This is a genomic window from Deltaproteobacteria bacterium CG11_big_fil_rev_8_21_14_0_20_42_23, assembly GCA_002796345.1.
GTDB lineage: Bacteria > UBA10199 > UBA10199 > 2-02-FULL-44-16 > 2-02-FULL-44-16 > 1-14-0-20-42-23.
In genome coordinates, this window is the sequence record PCXC01000067.1 from 1 (window position 1) to 19,866 (window position 19,866).

Genomic DNA, 19,866 nt, shown 5'->3' on the forward strand with positions numbered 1-19,866 from the left:
GCCCTTTTTTCAACAACACCAAACCGTAAACCACTCTCATTACTCACTTCGATGTGCTCATGGAGGGTTTTTCAGGGGGGACTAAGTACTTTTGGTTTTTCTTGTAATTGTGAAAGTGTTTCACAAAGAAAGCTTGTGCCTTCAACTCGGCTGGCCTTAATTTCATCTTTATATTTTTTCGTCCACGGTTTGCCAAAAACACTTGCTCCAGCTAGATGAATCACCGCATCAAAGCCTTCTAGTTCTGAAGGATTTATCCTTTTGTGCTGAGGATCCCAAAAAATATCAGAAGTTTTTTCTTTTTTTCTGCTTAATGTGAAAATTTCATAGCCTTTTTCTTCAAAAAATTCTGTTAAGGCTGAACCAATAAATCCCTTTCCTCCCGTGATAAGAATCCGTTTCATCTTTCACCTCCCCAATAAAAAAGCCACGGCAGCTATACCATGGCTTTCAAAAAATGGAAGTGCTCCCTTTTTTTAACCTTAAAAACTGAAAATTCGTTTTGATTGTTTAAAAAATCCAAGAAAAACCAAGTTTTCCACCTGGTTTCACCCCTTTATTAGATCCACGTACGAAAAAATAGATTTCAGGTTCTACTGTAAGCGCAAATCGTTTTTTGAACCGATGTTGAAAGCCAAAGGTAGCAGTAATAACATTATTCGATCCGCTGGTAGTAGTATTTCCATTAACATTTTCTTGTCCAATAGCATAAATACTTCCAATTTTTGCATAAAGTCCTGTGTTTTTGTCTTTCCCAACACGTTGCTCATACCCAAAGCTATATTTAAGAGAAAATATTTTGTACTTAGGGCGTGTCCTCATTAGGAGATAAGTAGTTGAAGTAGTTGATGTTTCATGGTATTTCCCTTTTTCTTGGGGAGGGAGATCATGGCACGAACGTATTTGACGGATGAAGTATGGCAGCAGCTGCAGGTGACGCTTCGGAAGAAGGGATGTCGTCAGTGGAAGAACAGTCGGTAGGTTATGGAGGCGATGGTGTGGAAACTGCGTACCGGAGCCCCTTGGCGGGATATTCCACCAGAACTTTGTCCCTGGAAAACGGCCTACAATCGCTTCAACCGTTGGGCGGCCAAGGGGTTATGGGAGGATTTTTTTTTGCGCTACGAGGCGAAGTTGATACGGAATGGGTATTCCCCGACGGAACTTACATCCGCGCTCACCAGCATGCGAGTGGAGCTCGGCATGGAGAAGAGCGTGCAATCGGGATATCCCGGGGAGGGCCTACCACAAAGCTTCATATGGCCGCCGATGCGCATGGAAATCCGATCGATTTTGAAATCACTGGGGGTGAAGTCCGCGACGCCAAAGTTGCTGACGCGCTCATCGAAAAAATAGGAAAGGCAGAACATATAATCGCGGACAAAGGCTATGATTCAGAAGCCATTCGGGAGACCGCGAGACAAGCGGGAATGATTCCGGTGATTCCTCGGAGATCAAACAGTGATAAGCCGAACCCGGAGTTTGATGCGTATCTCTACAAATTGTGCCATCTGGTGGAAAATTTGTTTGCTCGGCTCAAACACTTTCGCAGCATTGCAACGCGCTTTGAGAAGCTGGCCCGAAACTTTAAAGCCATCATCTATCTGGCATGCTCACTTATCTGGATCTAACTCTTATGAGGACACGCCCTAGTAGTCGTATGCTGATCTGGCTGGCCAAAAGCTCTACGAAGTGGGTTTACAACACCATCTAAAAACCCACTCAGATCAAGGTAGCTAAAAGCAGGGGTTACTTCTATCCCCATATTGTGGGTAGCATCTTCGGAACGAAAGAAATTATACTTTATCGGAAGAGCAACACTGTAAAGTTGATCAACATAAATTCCTTCTAAACCAATTTGAACCTTATCACTTATTCCATAATCAAAGCGTAAACTATAGAGTAATGGAGCTGGAAGTTCTAGACCTAGGTTAAAGCTGACAGCGACATCATTTTTATCAAGCACTCTCACTCCATTTACCAAACTATTTTGGCCAGCAAAACCTGTGTTGCCCATGAAGAGCAAAATAAAACTAAAAAGAAGACATCGTGTACTTTTTTTCATATTTTTTTCCTTTTTTAAGATTCTCCCCCCTTTTTTGTTCTTTATCCTTTCACTTCAGGCAAATCCCACAATTTTTTTCCAATTTTCTTAGCCACACCTTTTTCTGTCGATTTTAATAAAAACTTATCATCGCTCATAAATGGATGAAATTTTTTCGCGTACTTCAAACCATCACTCGTGAACTTATCCAAAGAAGTAAGATCAACTTTCCATTTACCTTCTTCGTTAACAAAACGAAGTTCTGCTCCAAAGTCTTGATCTTTGAAAAGAAGCGTTGCAGATGCTGAATTTCAATGGCTTCTTTTTCAAGCCATCCTTCGTTCACGGTGCGGATGAAGATTTCTTTACCCGAAGCTGTTTTTAAAACTTCAGCAGGAATACGGTGACGGAAAATTAAAATTTGCACTTGGTTTGCAAGTGACTCTTGTTTGATTTCCTCTTTTTTTCCGCGTAGGGCCAATTTTACATTTTTTGAATAACTTGCGATGCTTTCTTCGCTTAAAAATGAGGCCGCTTCTTCTCCCTTTTTTTGAATAATGGCTGCGTTGTACTGCATAAATGCTTGGTTCACTTCTTCCACTCCATTTCCTTGAGCCAACAGTGGCGGTGCAATCACGTTGCTAAAAACTGACAACACATACAAAAGCGTCTTTATCCTTTTCATTTCATCTCCTTTTTTCCCATTTTTGTTCATGCCCTCATTTTAAGGGCAGAAGTACTTTTCTTCAAAAGAGGATGACATTTTGTTACAATGTCGACATACTCCATTTTTAGCCAGTAATTTCAGGGGTTTAGAATGAAAGCAGATCAGCGACTTCGCAGAATCAGATCCACCTTGGGTTTAAGCCAAGAACAAATGGCAAAAGAACTTCGGGTCACAAGAGCTGCGCTCACCCTTTGGGAAACGCGAAAACGTGCCATGCCAGGACCAGTGCTTTTAATCTTGGAATTGTATGAGCGCGAGCTTGGCTTCAACGAAACTTTGCCAGCACTTTGTATCCAAGAAAAAATCAATGTGGGAAAAATGCGCCATCTTGATTTAGCAAAGATGACGTTTCAAACTGCTCTTGCCTCGTTAAAGGAAGAAATCTCGAAGCTTTTTTCACATCAACACAAGAGAAGCGTTGAAAACAGAATTCATGAAGCCTTAGTTTTAAATTTAATAGATCAGCTGGGAAAATTGAAAGGTTTGCCGATGAAAGTAGGGCAAATGATGAGTTTTTTCGATTTCGATCTCAGTGAAGAGGAAAGGTTTTACTTCTCTACTTTACAACAGCAGTCACCTTCTTTGCCCGAGCGAAATATTATTGAAATCATTGTGGAAGAATTTGGGGAAACTCCTCGCCAGCTTTTCAAAACCTGGGAAGCATTACCCTTCTCTGCAGCAAGTATTGGGCAGGTGCATAAAGCCGTTCTGGAAAATGGAAAAACGGTTGCGGTCAAAGTTCAATATCCTGGTATTCGAAATTCACTGGAGAAAGATTTACTTTACGCCAAAGGAATTGATAAAATCCTCACTCATATTTTTAAAGGCCAAGAGCCTGGCGTATGGATTGAAGAAATTAAAGCACGATTTTTGGAAGAGTGTGATTATGTAAATGAAGCAAAAAATCAGGAGTTTTTCAAAAATTTCTTCGAAAACGACAAAAACATTTCAATTCCATCAATAATAAAAGAACATTCCGGCAGAAAAGTACTTACCAGTGAATATGTAGAGGGAAAAAATTTTGCTTCGTTTTGTTCTCACGCAAGTGAACTTGAAAAAGAATGGGCTGCTCAAACCATCTTTCGCTTTTTCACTGAGCCTTTTCTGCAGTCGGGTTGCCTTCATGTTGATCCGCATCCGGGCAACTTCCTTTTCAGTTCAGAAAAAATTCACTTTTTAGACTTTGGCTGTGTGAAAAAAGTTTCTGTTTCATTTTTAGAGCACTTTAAAAACATGCTTCACAGTTTAAAGACCAACGACAAAATCTTGTTTAAACAAAGCTGTTTGGGGATACAGATGACAAAGCAGCCTGAAGTCTTCAACTTCGATTGGCAATTTGGTTTTATGAAGGAGTGGTTATTGCCGTGGTACCATGAAAAACCCGTTCACCTCAGCCCTAAAAAGTATAAAGCGCTTTGGCAAAAGGCAACTCTTCAGAATCCAAACGTAAAAAACCTTAACTTTTCATCAGAGCTTATCTTTTTAAACCACACCATTTGGGCTATTTACGCCCTATTTTCTCATTTGAGGGTGGAGCTTACCGACATTCCTTGATGAACCCGGCAAGTTCTTCAGCTTCCATCTTTTTATTCGCTTCCGAAAAACCAGAGGGGTATTTAGGCTTTACTTTTTCATCTCGGACACAGGCACATATTGAGCTTGCACCTTTTGAAGCGGTTTCAAGATTGGCCGTTCTGACAAAGTCGATGCACATTGAAGCAAAATCTACATTATCATCGGCGTTCCATCCGCCCGAACAACCCACAGATATTCCTAACAAAGCGACTATCAGAATTTTTTTCATCCGCATGGCATTACTCCTTTTGAATAAATAAGGTGCCGTTTTTTTACAGAACCTATTTTGTTTCGCGGACATTCTCATATTTATTTATTCAAGTAAATTTAAAATTTCTTGTAAAAGAGAACGATGTTTAAGAACCGAATCACTTCACTTTTCCTCCGACCTCATTTTCTTAAAGCACACCATTTTGGCTATTTAAGCTCTATTTTCTCATTTGAGGGTGGAGGTGGAGCTTGTTGCTACGTAAATAAAAACTGCGCTCTTCTCAAGATCTCTATATTTCTTAGCTTTTTCACCTCTAAAAAAATTACTTTTAAACTTGACTCAAAAGGTCTGATTAGCTAGACAGGCGCCGCAGATGCACTAGATAAAGGATTGCGCCGATGCGGTATACTACAAAAACTGAATATGGGCTTATTTGCTTGGTAAACATGGTGAAATGCGGTGAAAAAGAGCGTTTTACCATCAAAGATTTGGCCGAACGGGAAAATTACCCTTATGCTTACGTGGAAAAAATTTTCCAAAGCCTTCGTTCTGCTGGCATTGTTACCTCATTTCAGGGCAAACAAGGTGGCTATGCCCTTTCTAAACCAGCAGCCGAAATTTGCTTAAAAGAAATCATCGAAGCGCTCGAAGGCCAAACCTTCGATGTCATTTGCGAGCAAAAAAGCGCTCATGAACATATTTGCAACCACTCGGGCCATTGCGCCTTAAATCCAATTTGGAAACAAACCAAAGACTTGTTGGATAATTACTTCGCATCCCTCAGCTTGAATGATGTGGCAAAGCACCAAAATGCACTCAACCTCACTGCGGCAACATTTCCAATGCAAACAAATGAAGCCATGAAGGAGTTTTAAAGATGACCACGGCAATAGAACAATTTACCAAACGGGAATATAAGTTTGGCTTTCAAAGTGATATCGAATCTGACACGTTTCCAAAAGGTTTAAGCGAAGACGTCGTTCGTAAACTTTCCGAAAAGAAAAACGAACCAGCTTTCATGTTGGAGTTTCGTTTGAAAGCCTTTCGCCATTGGCTGACACTCACAGAACCGCACTGGTCTGAAGCGCCATATCCAAAAGTGAACTATCAAGACATCAGCTATTATTCGGCGCCAAAAGAAAAACCAAAATTGAACAGTATGGATGAAGTTGATCCCGAGTTGCGCAAAACCTTTGAAAAGTTGGGCGTTCCTCTCATGGAACAAAAACGTCTTAGCGGCGTTGCGGTGGATGCTATTTTCGATTCCGTTTCAGTTGCTACCACCTACAAGAAAAAACTTCGTGAGCACGGCATTATTTTCTGTTCGTTTTCTGAAGCCCTTCAAGATTGTCCGGAACTTATTGAAAAATGGTTAGGAACGGTTGTTCCTTACACTGATAATTTTTACGCAGCTTTAAATGCAGCCGTTTTTTCTGACGGATCATTTGTGTATATTCCAAAAAATACAAAGTGCCCGATGGATCTTTCCACTTACTTCCGCATCAATACACAAGGCACTGGTCAATTTGAGCGCACCTTAATTGTGGCCGAAGAAGGCAGCCAAGTGTCTTACCTGGAAGGCTGCACTGCGCCTCAATTTGACACCAATCAACTTCACGCCGCGGTAGTGGAATTGGTTGCTCTTGATAACGCCGACATCAAATATTCAACCGTGCAAAACTGGTATGCCGGCGATCCCAAAACCGGAAAAGGTGGCATTTATAATTTTGTAACCAAGCGCGGTCACTGCCTTGGAAAAAATTCGAAAATTTCTTGGACGCAAGTAGAGACAGGTTCCGCCATTACGTGGAAATATCCAAGCTGTGTTCTTATTGGTGATAATTCTGCTGGTGAATTTTATTCCGTAGCGCTCACCAACAACCTTCAGCAAGCCGACACCGGAACTAAAATGATTCACATTGGAAAAAACACAAAATCTACCATCGTGGCAAAAGGTATTTCGGCTGGGCTTTCGAACAACAACTACAGAGGCTTGGTTGAAATTCGCAGAAGTGCTACCAATGCTAGAAATTTTACACAGTGCGATTCAATGCTTGTTGGTGATAAGTGCAACGCAAACACTTTTCCTTATATTGATGTGCAAAATAAAACTGCACAAATTGAACATGAAGCATCCACTTCAAAAATGAGTGATGATCAACTGTTCTATTTTAGAAGTCGTGGCATTGGCACAGAAGATGCCATGAGCAGCATTATCAACGGTTTCTGCAAAGACGTATTTCGCGAACTTCCAACAGAATTTGCAATTGAAGCACAACAATTATTGGGAATTAAATTAGAGAATAGTGTTGGGTAATATCTGACAAAAAAAGGAACAAAATAAGCAGAGGAGATTGCCACGTCGCTTTCGCTCCTCGCAATGACAAAAGAGAAAAGGAAAAACAATGTTAACGATTAAAAACTTACACGCACAAATTGAAGAAAACGAAATTCTGAAGGGCTTAAACCTTGAAGTAAAGCCTGGCGAAGTCCATGCCATCATGGGTCCAAACGGATCTGGCAAAAGCACTTTAGCAAAAGTACTTGCCGGCGATGCATCTTACGAAGTTACTGAAGGTTCAGTTCTGTTCGATGGGAAAGATCTTCTCGAACTTGAACCAGAAGAGCGCGCACTTGAAGGTTTCTTCATGGCGTTTCAGTATCCAGTTGAAATTCCAGGAGTAAACAACGCAAGTTTTCTGCGCATGGCTTACAACGCAAAACGAAAACACCAAGGTAAACCAGAACTTGATGTTTTAGACTTTGAAGAATTGCTCACAGAAAAAATTAATATGCTCAGCATCAATCCTGCATTTGCCGAGCGCAATGTAAATCACGGTTTTTCTGGCGGTGAAAAAAAGCGGAACGAAATTTTGCAAATGGCAGTGCTCGATCCCAAAATTGCCATCCTCGATGAGACTGATTCTGGTCTCGATATCGATGCTCTTCGCATTGTCTCTGAAGGTGTTAACAAACTGAAACGCGAAGATAATGCCGTTATTCTTATTACGCATTATCAACGATTGTTGAACTACATCGTTCCAGACGTTGTTCACATTATGACAAATGGAAAAATTATTAAATCAGGTGACAAAACTCTTGCTTATGAACTTGAAGAAACTGGTTACGAAAATTTTATTACAGAAGCAACTGCAACTGTATAGCTTAAAGGAATCGTCATGACTCTTGCTCCTTATCGTGAAGTAAAACAATTTGAACCAAGCGCAAATACTGCTCCAGCTTGGCTTGCGGCTTTTCGTAAAAACGCTTATGAAAGTATCCAAAAAAATGGTTTCCCCAGCAGAAAACAAGAAGGCTGGAAATACTTAAACTTGGAACCCATTCTTTCAAACGTATTTGCTGAAAATACCAAAGCAGAAGAACTGAACTTGAATGACATGCTGCTTGAAGACGCTTATCAAGTTGTTGTGCAAAATGGAAAAATAAACACAACACTTTCATCTTCAGATCTTCCGCAAAACCTTGTGGTATGTAGCTTTGAAGACGCGTTAAAAAACTATGAGCGTGAGTTAGAAACGTGCATCAATTTATCTCAAGCTGAAACGCTCAACAGCTTTGAAGCCCTAAACCGAGTTCACTTTCAAGATGGATTATTTTGCCTCATTCAAAAAGAAACGAAACTTGAAAAGCCACTTCAAATTCTTATTGCAAATTCAAGCGCTGAAACTGACGCTGTTTTTTATCCTCGCCTTTACGTTGTTGCAAACGAAGGATCAAAGGCAAACATTCTTTTCACCCAAGTTGGGAAAAGCAACGCTAAAACGCTTTGCAATCTTGCAACTTATCTTTTTGCAAAAGAAAACAGCTGTCTTGAACTTGTAAGTTATCAAGATGAAACTGAAAAAAATTATAGCCTTGCAAACAACTTTGTTTTTCAAGCTGCTGGCAGTGCTGTGAACTGGACCACTTACACACATTCTTGCAATGTTATTCGCAACGAAACAAAAGTGGCCTTCACCGGAAAATCAGCTAGCACCAACATCAATAGCCTTTGTCTGCTTTCGGGAGAAAATGAAGTCTACAATCACGTCACTGTAGAACACAGAGTTGGCGCCTGTACCAGCCAGCAACTTTCAAAACATATTTTAAATGGAAAAGCTCGAAATGAATTTAACAGCATGTCACATATTTTTGAAGGCGCATCACTTTCAGACTCACAACAAATGAGCAGAAGCATGTTACTTTCGGACAAGGCCCGTATTTTTTCACGGCCACAACTACGAGTGTACAACGAAGATGTGAAAGCAGCGCACGGCGCAACCATTGGCCAAGTCAGCGCTGACGAGCTTTTCTATTTGCAAAGCAGAGGCATTGCAAAAGATGAAGCAACTTCTTTGCTGGTCTATGGTTTCGCAGAAGAAGTGGTAGAAACCATTGCTGACAAAACAATGAGAGCCTTCATCGAAAAACATGTTCAACGAGACTTACGAGAAGTGGTAAGCACAGAAGTTTAAATTATGAACTCCGAAACCGAAAATAAAAATTGCTTCGATGCCAAAAAATGCAAAGCACAATTTCCTGTGCTTCGGCAAGTTATTGCCATGAAAGAAATTGTCTACCTCGATACTGCAGCTACTTCGCAAAAACCGCAGCAAGTGATTGATCGTATGACCAGGTTTTATGAGGAAGAATACGCAACCATCAATCGCGGTGTCTACAAACTCAGCCAGAATGCAACTTTGCTGGCATCTCAAGTTCGTGAACAATGCAAACAATTTGTAAATGCAGCTTCAACTGCTGAAATTATTTTTACTCGAGGCACTACCGAAGCTATCAACCTTGTGGCTAAAAGCTGGGGATCTCAAAATCTTTCAGCTGCTGATTGCATTCTTATTTCTGAACTTGAACATCACGCCAATATTGTTCCATGGCAATTACTTCAAAAAGAAAAGGGATTCCGCATTCATGTTATTCCCGCAAAAGATAACGGCGATCTTTGCCTTGAAAGTTACAAAACACTTTTGAGCGAACACAAACCAAAACTTGTTTGTGTCGGTCATGTTTCAAACGCACTTGGAACAGTTCATCCCATCAAAAAAATGATTGCCCTCGCGCACGCTGAAAATGCGTTTGTGCTCATAGACGGCGCACAAGCTGTTCCTCATTTTGAAGTAGATGTGCAAAATCTTGATGCAGACTTTTACGCTTTTTCTGCACACAAAATGTATGGCCCAAGTGGCATTGGTATCTTGTACGGAAAGAAAAACATTCTCGATGAAATGCCTCCTTTTATGGGTGGCGGCGACATGATTGAATCGGTTAGTTTCGAAAAAACAACATTTGCAAAAACGCCTTTCAAGTTTGAAGCAGGAACACCTTCGCTTGCAGAGATTGTTGGGCTTGGTGCTGCCATTGATTATCTTCATAAACTTGGTCTAAAAAACATAAAAACTTACGAAGATTATCTTTTACAATTTGCACTTTCAAAACTATCTGACATTCCTGGCTTAAACATTTTGGCAAATCCAAACGAACGAAGTTCGCTTGTTTCTTTTGTGCTTGATGGGATTCATCCTCACGATATTGGCACCATCTTAGATGAAGAGGGAATTTCAGTGCGCGCCGGACATCACTGCGCCCAACCAACCATGAAACGTTATGGCGTTCCAGCTACCGTCAGAGCTACGTTTGCGCATTACAACACTGAAGAAGATGTTCAAAAATTAGTACTTGCGCTCAAAAAAGTAAAAGAGGTCTTTGGATGAGTGATCGCGTTCAACAACTGTATCAAGAAATTTTGCTTGAGCATAATAAGCAACCTCGAAATTTTCACGAAATTAAAGAGGCAAATGCCTATTCACATGGAGTGAATCCTTTATGCGGAGATGATTATCAGCTGTTTCTCAAGATTAACGATAAAAATATTATCGAAGATCTAGGCTTTACGGGAAATGGTTGCGCCATTTCAAAATCAAGCGCATCTCTTATGAGCACAGTTATAAAAGGAAAAACACTTGAAGAAGCGGAAAAACTGAAAGATTGCTTTCATGAATTGCTCACTCAAGAAGAAGTCTCTCAAAAAACTTTAGATACCTTGGGAAAATTAAAAATATTTCAAGGAGTGAAACAATTTCCTGTGAGAGTAAAATGTGCAACGCTCATCTGGCACGCACTAGAAGATGCCTTGCAAGACCGTCGCAATATTAATGAAAAAAAAGAAAAAAGTATTTCAACAGAATAAAAGGAGAAAAAAATGAATATCGAAATTGCAGTACAAGCAACCCCAAATCCAAACACCCTTAAGTTCATTGTGAATCAGCTTTTGCTGGACAGTGGCAGTATCGATTTCCAAAATGCTGAACAAGCACAGGGTTCACCACTTGCTGAAAAACTTTTTTCAATCAGCAATGTTTCTGGAGTGTATGTGGGAATTAATTTTGTTTCAGTGACTAAAACCGACTCAAGCTCTTGGGCAGAACTTTCTGAACCAGTAGTAAACTGTTTGAAAGAAATAATTTCGAGCGGAATAAAATTAATTTCTGACACGGTACTTGTTTCTAGTCACAATATTGCAAGTGGATCTGAAAATGAAATTGAAGAAAAAATCAAAGCTATTCTCGACCGCGAAATCAGACCAGCCGTTGCCATGGACGGTGGAGACATTACTTTTCATAGCTACGAAAACGGAATTGTAACATTACAACTTCGCGGCGCCTGCAGCTCTTGCCCTTCTTCTACCATGACGTTGAAAATGGGTGTTGAAAATCGCTTGAAAGAAATGATTCCAGAAGTAAAAGAAGTAGTGCAGTTATAATTTTTATTTCACACAAAAGAAAAAGGGCTGATACTCTCAGCCCTTTTTTATTTTGCTTTGCTTTTTCTAGCTTGATCAGGAGATCCAGCAATTCTAACACTTTGCTGTCATCCTGAGTAAAACGAAGGATCTCCTCGGACAATTTGAGTGTTTGAGCACAGCAAAATCGGAATTGCCAGAGGAGATCACCACGTCGCTACGCTCCTCGTGATGACACCTTAAAATTATTCATTCCCCAAAATAAGTGGAAGTCCATCTTTGCTGTTTCCAATAATGACTACTTTTGAATTGTTGCTCTCTGCCAATTTTTGCGTTGCTTCAAGTCCGCGTAATTTCAAAATGGAACTGTTGAGGCTTTGGCTTGCAATGCGGTTGTAGTCTGCAATTCCCTGAGCTTCAATTCTTTTGCGCTCTGCTTGTTGACGCTCACGATCGAGAACAAATTTCATTTGCTCTGCTCGCTGTTCTTCCTCCAACTTTTTCTCAATTGCTGTAGAAAGAATTTCTGGAAGCTTCACCGATCGAAGCAAAACTTTTTCTAATCTAAGCCCACGCTTTTTGAAAAGCGGTTCCAACTGGTTAAACATTTTTTCAGAAACCACTTCGCGTTCTGCTGTGTATAATGCTTTTGCTTCATACTCGGCTGTTACGCCTCTGACCACCGACCTTACTTGAGGAACCACTGCAACGTTCAAGTAATTGAGCCCAATTGTTTTGTAAACTTGCGGTGCATTTTTTGGTTCGAGTGAAAGCAAAACGGATAGGTCAATCTCAACCGTCAAACCTTCTTTGGAAGGAACAATAGCCGTTTCGCTGATTTGCTGTGTTCTCACGCTCAGTTTATTTACTTGCGCCAGGGGATTGATGAGACGAATGCCAGATGGAAGCTCGCGGTCGCTCACTTTTCCAAAAAGCTCTTGAACTCCAACATGACCGGCAGGCACTACCACAATTGCTTTTGTGAGAAGGATGAAAACAAAAAATACAGCAGCTGCAATTATGACTTGTTTTTTTGGTAATGAAAAATTTGGACCATCACTCATAACATCTCCTCTTTGTAGAAGTTAACGGGGTGCGAAAGTAGCCAGAGTGAGATGTATATGCAAGGTTTAAAGTGGACAACGAGGATTTTGTTATTCTCCACACGTCCTAATATTTAAACGAACTTTTCCCAATAAATTCGCGCAGAAGTGAATTTGGCGGAATTTCAGATTCGAGAATGGGAATAAAATAACTAAAAAATCTCACCAAACGAGAAGCTTCCATAAATGAAGGATGATTATGATCAACTTCCATCAAATAGCGCTCTGCATAGGGTTTGAGCAAGGCATGCTCATAAATAAATGCTGAATTAAAAATAACATCTGCATCTTCCTGAAACGGAAAAATATATTTCGCTTCTCCATTTCTAACACTGCTCCACATGGCAATCGTTTCGGCGGCATTCGTTCCTCGGAAAAGTCGATCACGAATAATGCGGCGGCAAAGCCGTGTATCTGTGGTAAAAATACGACTGTGATCATCAATGCAAAGTTGCGTTAAAGCTGAAACATATATTTTGTATTTTGCATGATCGGGAACACTTTTGGAAAGATCACGATTGAGACCGTGTATTCCTTCCATGATTAAAATTTGGCCTTCTTTCAATCGCAAAGGTTTTGTTTCGTGCGGATTTCTGGAACCATTGTTAAAATGATAAACAGGAACATTCACTTCTTCGCCATTCATCAATGCTGCTAGATGTCTATTGAGAAGAGGAACATCAAGGGCATCAATGGTTTCAAAGTTGGGTGTTCCATCTTCATGTTTTGGAGTTTCATAATTGGGCAAATAATAGTCATCTAGCGAAATGGCCACAGGTTCAATGCCATGCACTTTCAGCTGAATGGAAAGACGCTTTGTGAAAGTTGTTTTTCCAGAACTTGAAGGACCTGCCACCAAAAGCAATTTCACGCCTTCTCTCTCGGCAACATAATCTGAAATGCTTGCGATTTTCTTTTCGTGCAATGCTTCTGTTACTTTGATGAGATCTGAAATTCCGCCATTCACACAATGATCATTTAAATCTGCGACATGCCTTGTTTTTACAAGTTCGTTCCATCTTTTTGTTTCACGATAGACTCCAAACAGTTTTGGCTGAGGAGGAATTCCTTTTGCAAGCTTTCCATTGTCGTCGGGAAACACAAGCACCAAGCCATGTTCATAAGGTTCAAGGGAAAAAGTGTTGATTAAACTGGTATGCGATGCAAGCGGACCATGTTGAATGCCAACATAGTCACAAAGATGTGCAACTGGAACTTCTGAATTGCGCATTTGATTGATCAATCGAGATTTATCGTACGCATTTACGCGCTCAAACAATTCGATTGCTTCTTCTGCGCTTAGCCAATCAACTTCAATAGGCACATCGTCAGAGATGATTTTTTTCATCTCTTTACTCACTTCTGCCGCAAATTGCGCGCCAGCTCTTTCGCCTTCTATGTCAAAAAAATATGCGGTGGACGACATGGATTGCCCAACGGTAAGCTTCATCTGCGGATACAATCTTCTCACCGCAGCATACAAAATCATGGAAGCCGTTCTGCGATAAATATCCATTCCTTCGCGATGGCTAAGATCTATGGTTTCGATTTCCGAATTGGTATTGAGCACATAGTACAAACCCTTACTGCTCTTATTTACAATAGCACCAAGGGCTGGAAGCTTTCCAGGATGTGGATGATCACTCAGAAGAGTTTCTAAACTAATGCCAGTGTCAACGCTAAGCGGTACTCCATTTAAAATTACTTTGAGTTTTTTTGTCATAATTGAAAATGTTTTCTCAACTCATTGTCATTGTGACCGAAGCGCAACAATTATCCTCTAGCAAGTGTAGATCCTGCATTTGCGAGGATGACAACATGAGTAAAAATAATTATTTTTTCCCAGTTTTTTTATTGTGCAAAAGAGATGAATTTTTCAATTCCCCTTTTGTATTTTCCATGTGCTTTTGCAAGTCATTAATTCTTCCGTAGAGCCCAAGTAATTTTGCATCAGCTTTTAAAGGATCGTTTTCATTTTGATGCATACGCTCATAAACAGCCATACCTAAATCGTGAAAGGTTCGATAGAGATCAAGTTGATCTTTGCGTTGATTGTAATGAAGTTTTGTAATTTCTACTGTTTTTCCAGCAACCGTTTCCGCTGTTTGAAAACCAGTTTTCAAAAGTTCAATTCCTTCTTCAACAATTCGTTTTGCTTTTTCCAAATTTTGGTTTGGCTCTTTTTTTGGCTCTGACATAATCCCTCCTCTTTCTTAAACCCTTGTGAAAAACAAGCTTTGCGCTTGATCGTATTAGAAAAACAAAAGATGGTCTTTAATTCATACTCTCTATTTCGTTATCTTCTCCATAATGAAATGGACGCAATATAGGAATATCTTCTGCATACAAGCGTTGCAATTTTACGTTATCTGGATGCTCCGCTTTTATTTCTTGCGCATATTCAAAGGGAAGTAAAATTTCGCTGATAACATAATCTACATATTTTGTGGTTTCGGGCGAATAAGATGGCCGTAGCTCGGCACGCTCGGTAAGAAGGATTGCAAGTTGAGTGCAAAAATTTACTTCAAGGCTTTGAGGAAGTCTGAAAAAACATCGAAGCAAAATGCGATTGATCACAATACGAAGATCTGAAACGACTTCTTGTAAAAGTAAAACTGGTTTTCCTAAATCTCGTTCAACCAAATAAAACTCAAATAAATCAAGAAGCGACAAAGCATCCGCTTCTATTGTTTTAAAACTTTCTCCTGTGGCCTCTTCGTAACTTTCTTCGAAACTGATCTCTTCCCACAATTGTTTCTTCATATTTTTCGTCTCCACGCAGCTGTTTCTCCAAACGAACGAAATTCATTTTACCTTAAAAAAAGATCGAAGATGAGCAAAATCTTGTTTTCCTTCCATTTTTTTAGTTTTCACGTTCAATAAGACTGCAAGCAATTGAAAACTAAGTGCTTTTAATCTTTTTGGCCATAAGGTCTAGACTCCCCGGATTTTCCACCGAGGCAAGGCTCCCTAGCTCTTCACCCATATAGACCCTTCGAAGAAGGCCTCGGACAATTTTCCCAGATCTCGTCTTTGGGAGTTCAGACACCACAATAACGGCTTCCGGCCGAAGTGTTTTTCCCAATGCTTTCACAACGGCTTCGGAGAATTCGCCGGTTCTTTTTTCGGCTTCTCCATCATCACTTTTTGGAACGACAAAGCACACGACAGCTTCGCCTTTTATTTCGTGCGGCACTCCAATAGCTGCAGCCTCCAAAAGCAACGGATGCTCCAACAATGCGGCTTCAATCTCGCCAGGCCCAGTTCTTTTTCCCGCAACTTTTAAGGTGTCGTCGCTGCGACCATGCAAAAACCAAAAGCCCTCTTCATCTCTGCTTACATAATCGCCATGGTACCAAACGCCAGGAAACTTTGAAAAGTAAGTATCGAGATAACGTTGTTTGTCACCCAGAAAACCTTTGGTCATCGATGGAAGCGGCTGCTTGCACACCAAGTGTCCAACTGCATTCGTGCCCAGCGAATTTCCGTCGTCATCAACAATGTCAAGGTCTACACCAAGGCCAGGGCCGCGAAGCGAGCAGGTTTTAAGTGGAGTAATGGGCAAAGGCGAAAGCAAGCAACCGATAATTTCGGTGCCTCCGGAAATATTGATAATGGGACAACGTTTTTTTCCCACTTGTTCAAAAAGCCAAGTGTACGATTCAGCGTCCCAAAGTTCCCCCGTTGATCCAAAAAGCTCCAAGCCGCTCAGGTTATAGTTTTGCGGACCATATTCCTTTTCACGCATCAGCAGTCTGATAGCCGTTGGCGAAATACCCAGCGTTCTTACCTTGTGTTCCTCCAGCAATTGCCACACCCTTCCCGCATGTGGAAAATCGGGAGCACCTTCATACAAAAGCACAGAGGCACGAAAGAGAGTAGTGCCAATCATTTCCCACGGGCCCATCATCCAACCAATATCGGTGAACCAAAAAAAAGTATCGCCAGCTTTCACATCGAAAGCATACGCCAGCTCTTTTCCGATGGTGGCCAAACATCCAGCATGAGTATGCACGCAACCTTTTGGCTTTCCTGTTGTGCCCGAAGTGTAGAGAATTAAACAAGGGGCTTCGGCATCAAGTTCTTCGGTTTTGCATTCGGTGGAAGCGGAGATCTTGAAGTCTTGCCACCACACATCACGGCTAGCATCCATAAACACATCGTTTCCTGCATGCTTCACTACAATTACTTTTTCCACACTTGGTGATTGCTGCAAAGCTTGATTCACACTGGTTTTAAGCGGAAACACTTTTCCTCTGCGCCTTCCACCGTCGGCAGTAATAAGCACTTTTACGTTTGCATCATTGAGCCTTACCGAAAGTGCATCGGCGCCAAACGCGCTAAACACGGGCACTGCAAGAGCGCCAAGTTTGAAGCATGCAAAAAGTGCAAACATCACTTCTGGAATCATCGGCATATACAAAGCAACAGCATCGCCTTTTTTTACGCCGCACGATTTCAACATATTGGCGCAAACACAGACTTCATCGTTAAAAGCTTGATAGGTGTAGTTGCGTTTTGATCCATTTTCATTTTCCCATCTTATTGCAATTTCATCTGCATGAACGGGAAGATGTTGATCGATGCAGTTGAGCACGAGATTTGTTTTTCCGCCTTCAAACCACTTGCTCCACTCAATCCCTTCACTTGTGTTGAGCACATTTTTGTACTGCTGATACCACTTGATTTGCAGGTCTTCCATCACCGCGTTCCAAAATCGCGGCAAATCCTCAACTGACCACGCCTGCAAGGCTTCGTACGATGAGACGTTCGCCTTTTTCATCAAGCGTGTAACATTAGCTTCATCAACTAATGATTGTGTAGGTTTCCAAATAATAGGCTGAGACATTGGCTGCACCTCTCTAAAAAAACGAAAAACTAATCGGGAAGCATCGCCTTGTCAAAAGATGAAAAAAGAAAAGGCTCTCGAATGAGAGCCTTGTTCGAAAATGATGTGGAATAAATTTACGCGAGGCCTTTGTACGATTTGTATTCTGGTCCTTCGTAAATGCAGCTTGGTCTCAAAAGACGGTTTGCATCGTGCTGTTCGATAATATGTGCGCACCAACCACTCATCCGCGCAACCGCGAAAATAGGCGTATAGAGCGGAATAGGAATTCCCATTTGGTAATAAATCCAGGCTGAAGGGAAATCGACATTGGGATGAATGCCTTTTTCGCGTACCATCACGTCTTCCATTACTTGTGCAATGTCGCGCCACTTGGTGTCGCCTTTTGCTTCGGCATATTGGCTGCCCAATTTTTTCAAGGTTGGAACTCGCGAGTCACCATTTTTGTAAACGCGATGTCCAAAGCCCATCAACTTTTCTTTCGTCGCAATTGCTTTTAACACGCGCTCTTCAGCTTGCTTCACATCTTTCACTTGCAACAATACTTTCATTGCTTCTTCGTTCGCGCCACCATGCAGTGGGCCTTTAAGTGCCGCCACAGCACCAGTTACGCAGCCGTAAATATCTGACAATGTTGAAGCAATCACACGCGCAGAGAAGGTGGACGCATTAAAACCATGCTCGGCGTAAAGAATGAGAGACGCGTTAAAAAGTTTTTCGGTAAGAGGATCAGGAACCTCGCCAAGGCAGGTGTAGAGGAAGTTTGCGGCGATTGACAAATCACTTCTCGCTTCAATAGGTTCTTTGCCTTGAAGCACTCTCCAGCTTGTTGCTACAATTTCCGGGGTTGCTCCCAACAAACGTTTTGCTTTTCTGATATTTTCATCGTGTGAGTTGTTGGTAACATCCTCATCGCTTCCAGCAAGAAATGAAATGCCCGTACGAAGCGCATCCATGGGGTGCGTTTCTTTTGGCATCGCCTTAAACAACGCAATCATGTCTTCATTTAAATGCTCACCAACACCTAAATCTTTGGTGAAATTTTCTTTCTCTTTTTTGTTGGGAAGATGGCCCACTACCAACAAGTGTGCAACTTCTTCAAAACTAGCTTGGTCGGCAAGTTCAGTAGCATCATAGCCGCGAAGCGTGAGCACCTGTTTATCAGGATCGACGCGAGAAATTTTTGTGAGACCTGCAACCACACCTTCTAAACCTGGACTGTAATTTGGATGATTTTTTTCTGCCATGATCATTCTCCTTCAACTTCTGTGCTCATGTTTTCGAGCCTCTTTAATTATGGAATATATTTAAGTGTTTTGTATAAATCTTCTCTCGTTTGCATGGTATCCAGAAAGCCTTTTTGGGTTCCGGTAGAGCGAAGCTCTGCAAGGGCTTCCTGCATTGATTTTGCCACTACTCGAAACAAGGTCATGGGGAAGATAACCATGTTGTATCCCCACTGCTCAAACTGGGAAACGCTGTAATAGGGCGTCTTACCAAACTCCGTCATATTTGCAAGCAATGGAACATCAATCGCTTTGCGCATCGCCTTGAAATCTTCTTCAGAACGCATAGCCTCTGGGAAAACTGCATCAGCACCAGCTTTCACGTAGGCCTTCGCTCTGGAAACAGCAGCGTCAAAACCTTCCACTGCAGCGGCATCGGTTCTAGCGATCAGCAAAAAGTCTGCATCAGTCTTTGCCTGCTGCGCGCGATGAATGCGCTCACACATCTCATCCACTGAAACCAATTGCTTCCCTTCCAAGTGCCCACATTTTTTTTGGTCCACTTGATCTTCCATGTGCACACCAGCAAGACCCGCTATCTGAAACGACTGCATCATGCATGCTTCGTCTTCAAAGCCGGTGTCTACATCCGAAATACCCGGAATGCCAACGGCCGCATCAATGCGCCGCGCATGCTCCTGCGCTTCGGCACATGTGGTAAGCCCAATATCGGGCCGCGCAAACTCAGCGTTGGCAAGGCCAGCACCAGAAATGTAGTAAGCCTGAAATCCCGCTTGCTCTGCAAGCAGCGCAGAATAAGCATTGAAGACGCCTGGCATCACAACCGTGCCTTGCTGAAGCAGTTTTCGAAAGTGCTGTGGTTTTGCCTTCATGGCCCAAGCCTCTAATGAGCAGCTGTTTGAAAAGCAAGCAAAATTCCAGACGGCGTTATAGACGTAAAGATGCTTCAAGACTTTTAAATGGAGTGAATTATATTTTTTTCCCGGAGGGCTTTTTGCCAACACTTCCCACTAGACTATACATATCAAGCAACCAAAACTTAGGAAGCATTGCATAGCTTTTAACTACAGCGGGGTCAGCAAGGTCAACAGCCTTGGGAGAAGAAAGGATATAACCTAAATAAGCATCAAAGTGTATCTGGCTAAAACCCTTTTTCTTTCTTAAACTTTTGAGAAGATCTTCAAAGATTTTTTCGTTTCCCTGCTTCTGTTTGATGTAGGCTTCAAATACTTCCATCACCAAATCTGCATATGGATGATGATAATACATAGTCCCCCCTGAAAAACCCTCCATGAGCACATCGAAGTGAGTAATGAGAGTGGTTTACGGTTTGGTGTTGTTGAAAAAAGGGCGTTT

The 19,866-nt window shown here is 41.5% G+C and carries 21 protein-coding genes and 1 pseudogene; 9 read left to right on the forward strand and 13 right to left on the reverse strand.

What is annotated here, in order from left to right; genetic code table 11:
• Positions 1-71: 71 nt before the first annotated feature.
• Complete coding sequence (locus tag COV43_07915) at positions 72-404, reverse strand: hypothetical protein (GenBank protein PIR24898.1); 333 nt, start codon at positions 402-404, stop codon at positions 72-74.
• Positions 405-510: 106 nt separating this feature from the next.
• Positions 511-822, reverse strand: a complete 312-nt coding sequence (locus COV43_07920; GenBank protein ID PIR24899.1) for a hypothetical protein — start codon at positions 820-822, stop codon at positions 511-513.
• A gap of 66 nt (positions 823-888) precedes the next feature.
• On the opposite strand from COV43_07920, the pseudogene COV43_07925 reads away from it, so the two are divergent.
• A pseudogene (locus tag COV43_07925) lies at positions 889-1,631 on the forward strand (IS5/IS1182 family transposase).
• Here COV43_07925 and COV43_07930 read toward each other — a convergent pair.
• Both COV43_07930 and COV43_07935 read right to left on the reverse strand, forming a co-directional pair.
• Positions 1,628-2,065: a hypothetical protein gene (locus COV43_07930; GenBank protein ID PIR24900.1), complete on the reverse strand. Its 438-nt coding sequence runs from the start codon at positions 2,063-2,065 to the stop codon at positions 1,628-1,630. The pseudogene COV43_07925 and the gene COV43_07930 sit on opposite strands and share 4 nt — an antisense overlap.
• 163 nt (positions 2,066-2,228) lie before the next feature.
• The gene (locus COV43_07935; GenBank protein ID PIR24901.1) at positions 2,229-2,759 is read right to left on the reverse strand and encodes a hypothetical protein; all 531 of its coding nucleotides are present in this window, start codon (positions 2,757-2,759) and stop codon (positions 2,229-2,231) included.
• 102 nt (positions 2,760-2,861) lie between these two features.
• On the opposite strand from COV43_07935, the gene COV43_07940 reads away from it, so the two are divergent.
• Entirely contained in the window at positions 2,862-4,325 is a 1,464-nt protein-coding gene (locus COV43_07940; protein PIR24902.1) for a hypothetical protein, read from the forward strand.
• On the opposite strand, the gene COV43_07945 is transcribed toward COV43_07940, so the two are convergent.
• Positions 4,309-4,581, reverse strand: a complete 273-nt coding sequence (locus COV43_07945) for a hypothetical protein (protein ID PIR24903.1) — start codon at positions 4,579-4,581, stop codon at positions 4,309-4,311. The genes COV43_07940 and COV43_07945 overlap by 17 nt on opposite strands.
• A gap of 374 nt (positions 4,582-4,955) precedes the next feature.
• Between COV43_07945 and COV43_07950 the strand changes: the two genes are divergently transcribed.
• The 7 genes from COV43_07950 to COV43_07980 all read left to right on the forward strand — a co-directional run bounded on the left by COV43_07950 (position 4,956) and on the right by COV43_07980 (position 11,332).
• Entirely contained in the window at positions 4,956-5,432 is a 477-nt protein-coding gene (locus COV43_07950) for a hypothetical protein (GenBank protein PIR24904.1), read from the forward strand.
• A 2-nt stretch (positions 5,433-5,434) separates the two neighbouring features.
• Positions 5,435-6,874: a Fe-S cluster assembly protein SufB gene (locus COV43_07955; GenBank protein PIR24905.1), complete on the forward strand. Its 1,440-nt coding sequence runs from the start codon at positions 5,435-5,437 to the stop codon at positions 6,872-6,874.
• Positions 6,875-6,962: 88 nt separating this feature from the next.
• On the forward strand, positions 6,963-7,721 hold the full coding sequence (sufC, locus tag COV43_07960) for a Fe-S cluster assembly ATPase SufC (protein ID PIR24906.1): 759 nt from the start codon (positions 6,963-6,965) through the stop codon (positions 7,719-7,721).
• A 15-nt stretch (positions 7,722-7,736) separates the two neighbouring features.
• On the forward strand, positions 7,737-9,032 hold the full coding sequence (sufD, locus tag COV43_07965) for a Fe-S cluster assembly protein SufD (GenBank protein PIR24907.1): 1,296 nt from the start codon (positions 7,737-7,739) through the stop codon (positions 9,030-9,032).
• A gap of 3 nt (positions 9,033-9,035) precedes the next feature.
• Positions 9,036-10,283 (forward strand): cysteine desulfurase CsdA, encoded by a 1,248-nt coding sequence (locus COV43_07970; GenBank protein ID PIR24908.1) that lies wholly within the window; start codon positions 9,036-9,038, stop codon positions 10,281-10,283.
• Positions 10,280-10,759 carry an SUF system NifU family Fe-S cluster assembly protein gene (locus COV43_07975; GenBank protein ID PIR24909.1) on the forward strand — a complete coding sequence of 160 codons (480 nt, stop codon included), beginning with the start codon at positions 10,280-10,282 and terminating at the stop codon, positions 10,757-10,759. Before COV43_07970 ends, COV43_07975 begins: the two co-directional genes overlap by 4 nt.
• An 18-nt stretch (positions 10,760-10,777) precedes the next feature.
• Positions 10,778-11,332, forward strand: coding sequence for a NifU family protein (locus tag COV43_07980; GenBank protein ID PIR24918.1), 555 nt, complete (start codon positions 10,778-10,780; stop codon positions 11,330-11,332).
• A 224-nt stretch (positions 11,333-11,556) separates the two neighbouring features.
• Here COV43_07980 and COV43_07985 read toward each other — a convergent pair whose 3' ends face one another.
• From COV43_07985 to COV43_08020, 8 genes are all read right to left on the reverse strand, one after another.
• Positions 11,557-12,375, reverse strand: coding sequence for a membrane protease subunit, stomatin/prohibitin (locus COV43_07985; GenBank protein ID PIR24910.1), 819 nt, complete (start codon positions 12,373-12,375; stop codon positions 11,557-11,559).
• A 106-nt stretch (positions 12,376-12,481) separates the two neighbouring features.
• Positions 12,482-14,137, reverse strand: coding sequence for a hypothetical protein (locus tag COV43_07990; protein PIR24911.1), 1,656 nt, complete (start codon positions 14,135-14,137; stop codon positions 12,482-12,484).
• A gap of 109 nt (positions 14,138-14,246) precedes the next feature.
• Complete coding sequence (locus COV43_07995; GenBank protein ID PIR24912.1) at positions 14,247-14,612, reverse strand: hypothetical protein; 366 nt, start codon at positions 14,610-14,612, stop codon at positions 14,247-14,249.
• A 76-nt stretch (positions 14,613-14,688) separates the two neighbouring features.
• Positions 14,689-15,177 (reverse strand): hypothetical protein, encoded by a 489-nt coding sequence (locus tag COV43_08000; protein PIR24913.1) that lies wholly within the window; start codon positions 15,175-15,177, stop codon positions 14,689-14,691.
• A gap of 139 nt (positions 15,178-15,316) precedes the next feature.
• Positions 15,317-17,263, reverse strand: coding sequence for an AMP-dependent synthetase (locus COV43_08005; protein PIR24914.1), 1,947 nt, complete (start codon positions 17,261-17,263; stop codon positions 15,317-15,319).
• A 116-nt stretch (positions 17,264-17,379) separates the two neighbouring features.
• Entirely contained in the window at positions 17,380-18,510 is a 1,131-nt protein-coding gene (locus tag COV43_08010; GenBank protein ID PIR24915.1) for a citrate synthase, read from the reverse strand.
• 47 nt (positions 18,511-18,557) lie between these two features.
• Entirely contained in the window at positions 18,558-19,382 is an 825-nt protein-coding gene (prpB, locus tag COV43_08015; protein PIR24916.1) for a methylisocitrate lyase, read from the reverse strand.
• A 97-nt stretch (positions 19,383-19,479) separates the two neighbouring features.
• Entirely contained in the window at positions 19,480-19,779 is a 300-nt protein-coding gene (locus COV43_08020) for a hypothetical protein (protein PIR24917.1), read from the reverse strand.
• Between the last annotated feature and the right edge of the window lie 87 nt (positions 19,780-19,866).